Source organism: Halococcus saccharolyticus DSM 5350 (genome assembly GCF_000336915.1).
Lineage (GTDB): Archaea > Halobacteriota > Halobacteria > Halobacteriales > Halococcaceae > Halococcus > Halococcus saccharolyticus.
The window spans coordinates 1-11,210 of sequence record NZ_AOMD01000027.1; the positions used below are offsets into that span (position 1 = coordinate 1).

5 protein-coding genes and 1 pseudogene are annotated in these 11,210 nt (G+C 58.0%); 4 read left to right on the forward strand and 2 right to left on the reverse strand.

The annotated features are described in order from the left end of the window. The 3 genes and pseudogenes from C449_RS12130 to C449_RS12140 all read left to right on the forward strand — a co-directional run. Nucleotides 1-266, forward strand: a pseudogene (locus C449_RS12130) (transposase); the annotation flags it as partial. 137 nt (nucleotides 267-403) lie between these two features. Continuing rightward, nucleotides 404-2,050: an O-antigen ligase family protein gene (locus tag C449_RS12135; protein WP_006078314.1), complete on the forward strand. Its 1,647-nt coding sequence runs from the start codon at nucleotides 404-406 to the stop codon at nucleotides 2,048-2,050. A 49-nt stretch (nucleotides 2,051-2,099) separates the two neighbouring features. Further along, a complete protein-coding gene (locus C449_RS12140) occupies nucleotides 2,100-3,359 on the forward strand; it encodes a glycosyltransferase family 4 protein (protein ID WP_006078315.1) in 1,260 nt (419 codons plus the stop codon). On the opposite strand, the gene C449_RS12145 is transcribed toward C449_RS12140, so the two are convergent. Further along, nucleotides 3,322-4,494, reverse strand: a complete 1,173-nt coding sequence (locus C449_RS12145; RefSeq protein ID WP_006078316.1) for a glycosyltransferase family 2 protein — start codon at nucleotides 4,492-4,494, stop codon at nucleotides 3,322-3,324. The two genes, C449_RS12140 and C449_RS12145, sit on opposite strands and share 38 nt — an antisense overlap. A 482-nt stretch (nucleotides 4,495-4,976) precedes the next feature. Here C449_RS12145 and C449_RS12150 point away from each other — a divergent pair, with 482 nt between their 5' ends. Next, nucleotides 4,977-8,963 (forward strand): S8 family serine peptidase, encoded by a 3,987-nt coding sequence (locus C449_RS12150; RefSeq protein WP_449271585.1) that lies wholly within the window; start codon nucleotides 4,977-4,979, stop codon nucleotides 8,961-8,963. Here C449_RS12150 and C449_RS12155 read toward each other — a convergent pair. Then, complete coding sequence (locus C449_RS12155; protein WP_006078318.1) at nucleotides 8,960-10,333, reverse strand: UDP-N-acetyl glucosamine 2-epimerase; 1,374 nt, start codon at nucleotides 10,331-10,333, stop codon at nucleotides 8,960-8,962. The genes C449_RS12150 and C449_RS12155 overlap by 4 nt on opposite strands. Between the last annotated feature and the right edge of the window lie 877 nt (nucleotides 10,334-11,210).

Consider the following 11,210-nt stretch of genomic DNA (forward strand, 5'->3'; position numbering starts at 1 on the left):
TACGATGCGAAAGCCTTCCGCGACGAACTACGCAAAAACGGCATCAGACCGCTGATCAAACACCGCATTATGAACCCACTCGATCACGCTCACAACGCCCCCATGGATCGTGATCGGTACAATCGTCGTTCAATGAGCGAGAGCGTCTTCTCAGATATCAAGCGCACGCACGGCTGCACCGAGCGTGCCGAAGCTGATGGCTTGAGTTCCGCGAAATGAATCTCAAAGCGACCGTCTACAACCTCCGGCGGAGCGTCCGATATCCGCGAAATACAGCGCGGTGTACCGAAACTAGAGAGCCGGTTTTTACTATTATACCCCCGGAAAACGCTGGCCGCAAAAAGTGCTTTCGGCTGAGAGCAATTCAAAAGAACAATACGCGAAGCCGTCGAGGAACTACTCAATGAATCTCAGTCGATATCTCAGTCCACTTCCTGAACTCAGGGTAGGATTTCGGGAGCGCCACGAAATCCTCCTGCTGGCGGCCGTCCTCATTGTCGGACTCACGTTTGTGTCACCAGTGCTTTCGCTCGTCACTGACGTACCGGCCCTCGCTTTCGTCATGATGGTTGGGCTGATTTTCGGTATACTTGCGGTTCTGTTCCGACAGGTACTCGCTGGCTCGGTCATTGGACTCCTGGTCACGTCGACGTTCATGGCGAACGTTCCGTTGGCGAGCGATGCTTATCTACGGTCGTTCCCGGACGGCCACCTCGGGCCGGAACTCTGGTTGGTGCAGGTTCCGATCGCGGTATCGATCGTTCTCGTCCTTCTGGCGGGCCCCCGGGAGATGCTCGCCGGAGCGACGAAATCGGAAGGGTTTTTCGCCGCGTTCGCCGGCTGGACGGTGGTCTCAGCGGTGTTCGGTGCAACGGTCCGGCTAGACACGGCATTGTATTTTTCTACATTGATCTTTCAGGGACTCATTGTGTTCGCGCTGCTCCGCTATGCCGTACAGCAGGACGTTCTCTCCTTTGAGACGGTAGCACAGGTGTTCGTCGGAACGATACTGGCACACTCTCTGTTTGCCGTCGCACAGTTTTTCAACCGCGGGATTTTCGGCGTCGGAAGCATCGGGGAGTACGCTCGCGATCCGATCGCGCCGGTGTCACTCGGTCCTCTCGGTGAGTTCGCTACAGGGACGTACGTCGCTGGATTCACCGGAATGTCGTTCCTTTTGGCGAGTCTGATCGTTCTCGCTGTCCCGCTGGCGGCAGCAATGGCTATACGCCAGTCCGGGTGGCGACGCGCGGTGTTGGTGGGGACAGTCTTGTTGTTCATGGCTGTTGTTCGCGTGACTGGGTCTGACGCGGGACGAGGGGCGCTCATCGTTGCTCTCGGCTGTTTTTGCCTGCTGCTCGTCTCGTTTTTGCTCTTCGATTCGGCAGAATCACGCTCCCTCCAAGACACACTACGTAGCGTACGTTCAGCGAATGTTTTTTTGGCTTCGCTCGCAGCTCTCATCGGGGCCTCGACACTCTTCTATCTCTCCGCTGCCTCCGGATCCAAGTCGTCGGTTACGGACATCAGTATCACGAGTGATGCGGCGGGGAACGGAAACACTTTTTTGGGAACAATCGAAGCGATTCTCCAGAACCTCTCAATTCCGACTTTCGACATAGGAACCCTTGGTATCCGACTCCAGCAGTACGTTGCCGGGATTGACCTGTTCTTCCAGTATCCGATATTCGGTATCGGAGGTTCGAACTTCGTGTATTACTCCACGGCCTACGGTCTTTCCGAGCCAGTTCCGCTTCATAACATCTATATCGCTATGCTGGCCGAAACGGGTTTCCCAGGATTCGTCCTCTTTATGGCACTGCTCGGATCAGTTTTCTGGTGCAGTTGGAAACTGTCGGGACGGCACTATAACAAATTACTGTACCTCGGGTTGTTCTGTGGATTGATCGGGTGGGCTGCGTACAGTTTCTGGAACCATCCGATCGACAAAGTGACTACAATGTTTCCGATCTGGGCACTCGCTGGAGCTGTCGTCGGTTCGTACTCCAAGGAGTCGCTAGAGAGGCCGACCAAACCATCATCACAATAGTTTTGTCCATGCTTGTCGGAGCATCTACCATCCATACATCACGTTAGGAATGACAGACAACAATCTCTCGCTGCTAGTCACTACCGATGTGTTCTGGCCACAGCGAACGGGCGGTATCAGCAAATCGTTATTGACCGAGGTCGAGGGTTTCGTTGAGGCCGGTCATGAAGTCGTCGTGGTTACCCGGAAGATCGAATCGGATCTCCCCACTCACGAACGAAGATCGGGATACGAGCTGTTCAGATACAACAGTCCCGCGAAAGGGCGGATCCATTACCAGTTGTATCCTCTGCATAGTGTGTACCGGCTGAGATCGATGGTCGAAAAGTTACATGATCGGTACGATTTCGATGTCGGATACGTTCACAACCCGTTTCAGGCTGCAGGACTCTCTACAGCCGACGTTGAGATTCCGTACGCGAACGTCTTCCACGCTCCGACCCCGCGGGAGATCGAGCTCGATCTTGCAAGAGGGAAATACGGGTGGAAGGCCCCGTTTGCCAGGCTCGTTAACGGACTCATCGAACGAACGGAGGGTCGTCAACTCGAACGTGCGGACAGTATCGTGGTCCGGAGCGAGTTCATGGGTACCAAACTGTTCGACCGATACAACGGAATTGCTCCCGGGAAAGTGGAACGGATCCCGCTCTGTGTCGATACGGATCGGTTCGCCTTCGAAAAACAGCCACGGAGCCAGCGGGCCGAGATCGGATTGCCGACTGACCGTCCGGTCGTTCTGACGGTCCGGCGTTTGGTGGCACGAATGGGTATCGAACACCTGATCGAAAGCATCTCGTCGGTGAGAGAGGAACATCCGGACGTTCTCCTCGCAATCGGTGGCAAGGGGTACTTGCGACCGGACCTGGAGTCCGTCGTCCGCTCTGAAGGACTCGAAGACAACGTCGAGTTTCTCGGCTTCATCCCGGAGGACGACCTTCCACAACACTACGCTGCTGCAGACCTGTTCGTCATGCCCACGGAGAACCTCGAAGGATTCGGTCTCTCGACGATCGAATCGCTCAGTTGTGGCACGCCCGTGGTTGGGACGCCCATCGGTGCGAATCCGGAGGTCATTGGAGGTCTCGACGAGGCGCTACTCTGTGACGATATCTCGGCGGAAGCGCTCTCACGAGCCATTCGTCGATGGCTCCGTCGAAGTCCCTCCGCCGAAAACCGACGGCGATGCAGGGAGTACGTCGAGTCGAACTTCGCAGCCGAAACGGTCGTCCCACAGATCGAAGAGCACCTACGGGATCTCGTCGTCGGGACATCTACTCCTCCACCGACCGATCCTCCGTCTCCCACGTGACGAAGTTCCGTCGGTTCAGGAGGTTCACCATCGCACGCCCCATTCCGTAATTCGAGACGACGAAGTAGTACGGAACGTGGAACACGGGATGAGTTTGCCAGCCGAGTCGGTCGCCGACCGCACCGACCACTGCACAGCAGTAAAAGCCGAGTTGAAAAGCGACGAGTGCGAGATATAGCGGTCCCAGCGTCAGCACCGCAAGCAGAACGCTCGTCAGAAACACACCGATGAGAAAGACCGGCGAAAGCCAGCGAAAAACCTTATGTGAGAGCAATTTGAACCCGAATGACGGGTATCGGAGTACGTTCAAAAGGCCTGTATGGTTGGACAGTGTGTTCCACGACCGGGTGACGATGCGTATTCGACGGGACAGTTCCGATTCGACGGATGCACCGGTCTGTTCCCACGCTACGGCCGACGGACAGTATGCGACTCGGTAGCCATCCTCAATGAGCGCCAGCGGTTCAGCGAAATCGCTGATCGCATTCTGTGGCAGCGGGACGTACGCTGCATTGCGGACGGCATAGATCGATCCGTTGCCGGTGACGACGGAACCAAGCTCTGACTCAAGTCGTTTGATGAGACGCTCGTATCGCCAGTAGGTCGATTCTCCCTCGACGCCATCGGCGTCGCCGTATCGGAGCTCCCCAACTACACACCCTATCCCCGGTTTGAACGACCGAACCAGCTCCTGGATTGCATCCGACTCATACATGCTGTTCGCATCGGAGAACACGATGATCTCGCTATCGACCTGTTCCGCAACGACGTTCTGGCACTCGGTCTTTCCGACGCGACCCTCCACTCGGATGAGTTGCACACCGTGCTCGGCATACGAGTTCACGATCTCGTCGGTTCGGTCCGACGATGCGTCGGAAAATACGATGATCTCGAGTTTCTCCGATGGATATTCGAGCGTGAGGCTGTTCTCTATCTTCCGAGCGATTACGCCCGCTTCGTTGTACGCGGCGATGACCAGCGATACAGTAGGGAGTTCGGCCGGGAGTTCCCCGCGTCCCGTGCTGTCGATTCGTGTGACGGTGGCAAGGACGGCTGGATACAGCAGATACGTATGAACCAATGCAAGACTGCAGAACCAGAGAACGGCCGAAAGGAACTTGTTTCGTGTGTTCATACGACCATATGAGTCCGAGTGTAGTGATCGCTGTTCACTGACAGAACGCTGTCCGTCGAGGAGATGGATTCTGATACACTTGACACGATCAGGTCACGCTCATACTCACCGCTACTGCACGCTCCCATCATAAATACCACGAGGATGCATTCAGTGGGTCACGGCGGATTTCTCGCCAGTCAAGCAGCGAGCAACGGGACGAGAGAGCTCTTTCAGAGCTATTTGAGTAAACCACTTGATCCACCTCAGCTACCGATTCAGTGATTGGTTCCCGCTGTGGGTATGACGACATCGACTGCGTAGAGATACACATACACTTTCCCATCACGCAGTCGCATCGAGAAGTCGGATCAAACGTGCCGTCTCGTGGCCTTACCGACCGGTAGTCCTCCCATCGATGAAAGTCGCGCGGCGAACGGTAAGATCAGGAGAGCCGGCAAAACAACACAAAGATTTACCACATATTGACCTCTGTCCCATCTATGGATAATCGTTCGTCTTTCGATAGACGTCGATTTTTGAAAGTCACTGGAGCCTTCGGATTACTCGGAGGGGCGTCGGAGATCGGGGTTGCCAGTCCGTCGGTGGACAGTAAGCCAAACGAACTGCTCGTCGGTGTCACGTCGTCGGCGAATGCCCGCCAAACGGCTGAACGCGCGCTGCCACCCGAGGCCCAGGTCATCGCCGAGAACGCCGCGCTTGGGTACGTGAGAATCGAGTTGCCAGAGCAGGCATCGACGACCGCAAAGGCCCGGATCGCCGGCAGAATCGCCGATCGTCCGGGCGTCGAGTATGCGGAGCCGAACACAGTCTACGAGACGCTCGTCGTTCCGAACGATCCTCGCTTCAGCGAGCAGTATGCCCCGCAAACGGTGAACGCCCCCGGTGCGTGGGACACTACCCTCGGCGATGCTGGCGTCACGATCGCCATCGTCGACCAGGGGATCAAGTACGACCATCCAGACCTCGACGGAAACATCGCAAGCGACCTCGGGCGGGATTTTGTCGATAGCGACGACGATCCGTACCCCGATATCTCCGCTGACGAACATCACGGCACGCACGTCGCCGGCATTGCGGCCGCTGGGACCGACAATGCTACTGGCATCGCGGGCATCAGCAACGCGACGCTGCTCAGCGTTCGCACACTCGATGAGAACGGTGTCGGGTCAACCGCCGATATCGCCGACGGCATCCAGTGGGCTACGGACAACGGCGCGGACATCATCAACCTCTCACTCGGTGGTGGCGGATACACCGAGACGTTGCAGAAATCCGTGACCTACGCCCATCAAAACGGTGTCGTGCTCGTCGCCGCAGCGGGCAACGACTACAGCGGACCTGTGAGCTATCCGGCGGCCTACGACGAATGTATCGCCGTCTCAGCGCTCGATCCCAGCGGCAGCCTCGCCCCTTACTCGAACACGGGTGCTGAAATCGAACTCGCTGCACCCGGGACGAATCTCCTTTCGACGTGGACCGACAACGATTACGCGCCGCTCTCGGGGACCTCAATGGCAGCGCCGGTCGTTTCCGGCGTCGCGGGTCTCGTTCTCTCACAGCAGGATCTGTCGAACGAAGAGGTCCGCACGCAACTGAAGGAGACCGCCGTCGATGCCGGTCTATCGGACGAGAAACAGGGGGCCGGACAGATCGATGCAGCGGTAGCCGTCGATAGCCGCTTTTCAGTGCTCACGATCGAGGGGACCGGAGACAGTACCGAGTACACCGTCGCCGCCGGTAACACGCTCGACAAGACGACCGCCAACGACTCGTCGATCAACTCCGACGACGATCTGTGGGGCACGACTGCTTCGGGATACGTGGTGGCCGGCCGCGATAGCTACACGTTCTCCGGCGGACTGGCTGCACTCGACATCGAGGGCGATGCGCGTGTCTACCGCGACGGGCAACGCATCGACCCGAACGAGTATCCCGACAGCGTGCTCACGATNGCCGGCTCCAGAGCCGAATACACCCTTTCAGTTTTCGAAGCACTCGAGAAGACGACAGCCAACGACAGCTCGATCGGTTCCGGTGACGCAGTCTCGGGGGCGACCGCCACCGGCTACGTCAAGTGGGGTCGGGACAGCTACGCCTTCTCCGGCGGAGTTGCTGCACTTCAGGTTCCAGACAATGCCACAGTCTATCTCGACGGGATGATCATCAACCCGGAGAAGTATCCTGACAGCGTGCTCACGATCGAGGGGTCTGGCTCCAGAGCCGACTACACCGTCGCCGCCGGTAACACGCTCGACAAGACGACCGCCAACGACTCGTCGATCAACTCCAGCGACGACCACTGGCGGTCGACCGCCTCGGGGCACGTGGCGGCTGGCCGCGATAGCTACGTGGTTTCGGGAGACATCGTCGCCCTCCAAGCCGCCGATAGTGCTACGGTCTATCTCAACGGGCAACGCATCGATCCCGACCAGTACCCCGACAGTGTGCTCACCGTGGAAGGAACCGGCACAGTTGCGGAGTACACCGTTGCAGCGGACGGATCACTCAGGAAAACTAGTGCCAACGGGTCGTCGATCGACTCGGATGACCGCTGGCGGTCGACCGCCACGGGATACGTGGTAGCCGGCCGCGATAGCTACACGTTCTCCGGCGGACTAGCTGCACTCGACATCGAGGGCGATGCGCGTGTCTACCGCGACGGGCAACGCATCGACCCGAACGAGTATCCCGACAGCGTGCTCACGATNGCCGGCTCCAGAGCCGAATACACCCTTTCAGTTTTCGAAGCACTCGAGAAGACGACAGCCAACGACAGCTCGATCGGTTCCGGTGACGCGGTCTCGGGGGCGACCGCCACCGGCTACGTCAAGTGGGGTCGGGACAGCTACGCCCTTTCAAGCGGTGTCAACCGACTAGATATTGACGGCGACGCACGGGTGTTCCTCGACGGCCAGCCTATCGATCCGAGCCAGTTCTCAGACAGTGTACTCACTATCGATGGTCCCGGATCGATGACTGACTACCGGATCTCGGTGTCTGGTGACCTCGAAAAGACCACTGCGAACGGTGCGTCGGTCAATTCCGACGATCGCGTCTCGGGATCGACCGCCTCGGGGTACGTGGTGGCCGGCCGCGATAGCTACACGTTCTCCGGCAGCATCTCCCGATTCGTCCTCAACGCTCGCGCCCGTGTTGTACTCGATCGCTCCAACGAGACGATCACGATCGACGGAAACGGTCCCGGTACCACCTACTCCATCCGTGTTAGTGACAGCATAGAGAGTGTTGATACTGAACCACGTGATACCGTTCGCCAGCGTAGTGCCGAGGGATACGTCTCCTCGTACAGCGACGTGTACCGCTACACCGGCGATCTCGAGTCGGTCGTTGTCGGCGAAACAACTGTTACTGTCAACGGTGCAACTCCTCTGGATCCAGAATCACCGACTGTGGGCATCTACAGCGGACTCTCCGACGCGGATTTTAGCACCGTCGGCCGAATGGAGCAGTGGCAGGGTACCCCCTACCCTATCCAGAACCTGTTCGTTCCATGGAACGCGGATACAGGGCACATGAACTGGCTGTTCGACCGTATCCTCCCGAAGATATGGAACGCTGGCCGAACGCCGTTGATTACCTGGGAACCGTACACGCCCGGCGCGCGAACCGCATCAGTCGATACCCAATCGCTTGTCGAGCAAAGCGAGTACGACGCCTATCTCGAAAGTCTCGCCAGCACCACACCGGACGACATCGAGGTTCGCATCGGGAACGGCGACTACGACGGATACATCGACCGCTGGGCGGGCCGATTACGGAACGCCCTGTCGGAGTCTAGCAGCCGACGGGCGTATCTTCGGCTCGCCCACGAGATGAACGGTGACTGGTACCCGTGGTCGCCGACGGTCGGCAGCTCTTCAGCGGGAAGCTATATTGATATGTGGCAGCGAGTCCGCGACCGCTTCGAGCAGCGAGGCCTCGACGAGAACACCGTCGAGTGGATGTGGTGCGTGAACGCCGAGGACATCGGCTCCTACTCCGCCGAACAGCTGTATCCCGGCGATGGGTACGTTGACTGGCTGGGCGTCGACGGCTACAACTGGGGAACGAGTCAGAGCTGGTCGAGCTGGGAATCGCCAGAGGGCATCTACAGTGGAATGCTTGATCGACTGCGTGATCTCGCGGACAAGCCAGTCTGTGTCGCGGAGTTCGCAAGCAGTTCGAAGACAGCTTCGGGCTACGACCCACAACGAAAGGGTAACTGGATACGGAACGCACTCACGTACTTCGACGAGCGCGGCGTCGACATGTGGTGTTGGTTCAACGAAGACAAAGAGACCGACTGGGCGGTCTTCGACGGCGTTCGGGGGAGCGAAACGGTGACTCACAACGGCGAGCAGGTCAATGCGTACGGGGGCTACCGGAAGACCGTCGGCACGGACGTAACCGCCGCGAACGCAACGATGCCGGAATCGCTGGTGGCCAAACGGATCGACGGCGACTAGAGATACTCGAAATCCTGCGTTCCACCCTCGAAACCGAGCCGTTCGTGGGCCCACTCGAACGACCCCTCCGCCTGTCGGTCTCGAAGGAAGTCGACGATCGCCTCGCCAACGTTCTCGCCGTAGATGGCTCGTCCACCGGACAGTTGGCTCCGTACCGAATCGGTTTCGTACACGTGATCGACCAGCTCGTACATCGCTTCGCCACTCGTCGGTGGCACGAGGAGATTCGTCTGGGCGTCGAACACTGTCTCCGGGCGGTCGGTGTTGTATCGCGCCGTGAGACAGAACGTTTCGTCGATGTGGTTCAGTTCCTCCTGCATGCTCCCGGAGTCGGTCAGTTCGGCGAAACACTGGCCCGAGCGGAGGAATTCGTAGACGTGGGCGTGTTTCTTCCAAAGGCCGGTAAAGAGGAAGTTCTCGTGATCATCGGCGAGAGCGAGGAGACGGTCACGGAGCCCGTAGTTTTCGAGTGCAGTCTGTGTTGCAGTGAGCTCGACAAAATTGACGTTGTAGCCGGCCTCGACGAGATGGATGACACAGTCGATGATGGCACGGAAACGATCCGGGAGTAGATTTGCCCGTCGGTGGATGTCGACGCGGATCCAGTTATCACGAGCCTCCAGTATCGGGTACACATCGAACACCGACTCGTCGAGATTTGCGGCGGCCTTCATCTCGATCGCGTCGACCACCGAATTGCCGACCACTGGGATACGATCGACACCGTCGACCTCGTCTGGATACCCCTCGCGGACGAGATGCTCGCGATTCAGTTGTGTTGGCGCGAAATGGTAAATAGAGGCCGCGGAGCCGATGAACGTATCATACTGCTCGGGAAACGGCTCGGTACGGTTGAGCGACCACTCGCCCTTCCACTGGTCGTCGATGAAAGACGCCGGTTCGGCCCGGTTTTCGAACGAGGGCGACATTCCTCGCAGGCCGGCTTCGTTGTGTGCTACCCGTTGATTCGTCGCGAACATCCACGCTTGTGGGACGATCCCGGCAGCGAGCGTGTCACCGTGAACAAGCGGTAAGACTGTCGTGTCAGGGTACTGCTCGTCGAGATAGCTGGCAACCGATTCGATCCGCGTCATCAGCTCCGCAGTCTTCTGTGAGAGCCCGCCACGGATTCCAAGGTCGACAGCGACGCTGTCATCAATGTCGTACTCGGCGAGACCGTGGCCGAGGAGATCGTCGTGGTGCTGACCGGTGTGCAACACGAAACACGGGAAACCACGACGGCGCGCGGCCATAACGACTGGGGCTTGCTTGTAGAAGTCAGGTTTGGTCGCGGTCACGACCGCCAACACGAAGTCACTGGCCGTCATCTGTTTGGCGAGTCGGTCGTCGTAAACCGTGATGTCGTCCATCTCGATTCATATACGCTCACCGTGAGATAGTAAGTGTTGATATGCAGTATCCGATCGTAGTGCTGGCCACGAAACGCTCGTCTAGTGGAGATCGTCGCGCCGCTTGACCGGTACGCCAAGCTTGATCGGGATGGTTTGCTTGGCCTCCATCATCATACTCGTATGTGGAAAGAGTTTCATATGATCAGGAGTCACTCAGCCGTCACCGCGAAACTTGTCGGTTGATGGGCTTTCGGGAGGTCGACGCGCTCCTCCCCTCCCGACTCGCACCCTTACTTTGTTCGGTCACTCCTTGAAGAAGGGGCATCCGCGTTGTTCCGCATAGGTGAACTCCCGACACGCGAGTCACAGTCGTCTTGACTCGGTGAGCGACACGCAGAGAGTGGTTCGTGCATTCTCACCCGTTGATAGTCGTTTCACAATCGGATTTTTCGCCCGCAAGGGAGACGATGTACTACTCGTGAATACGAGTGTGAACCGGATCACCGCTACCGCGCACGCACAAACGACCCAAGGGATAATCACCGAAACCCGCCGTAGAGGGACTGAGAACCGCCTTGAAGCGTTTTTGGGGATTTATTCAATCGGTTGATAGTATCGTACGAACGAGACAACTCGAACCGGCCAAAAGTTCACACACGGTTTTCGTCGGGCGGTTTTCTCTCAGTGTGAAGTTTGCAGGTGATATCGCCGATCGTCCAGCGGTTGTGTGCGTTGACTGACCGATAGTAAGTGATGGCTAAACAGGCTTCTAAGAGCGCAAAATGCTCGCTAACGGACGTTTCGAATTTGGACACATTGTCCGATGGTCCCTTCTGAAGGGGGCATCCAATGCCCGAACCGGTTTTCACACTCGGTTCGATTCACCCGTATCAGT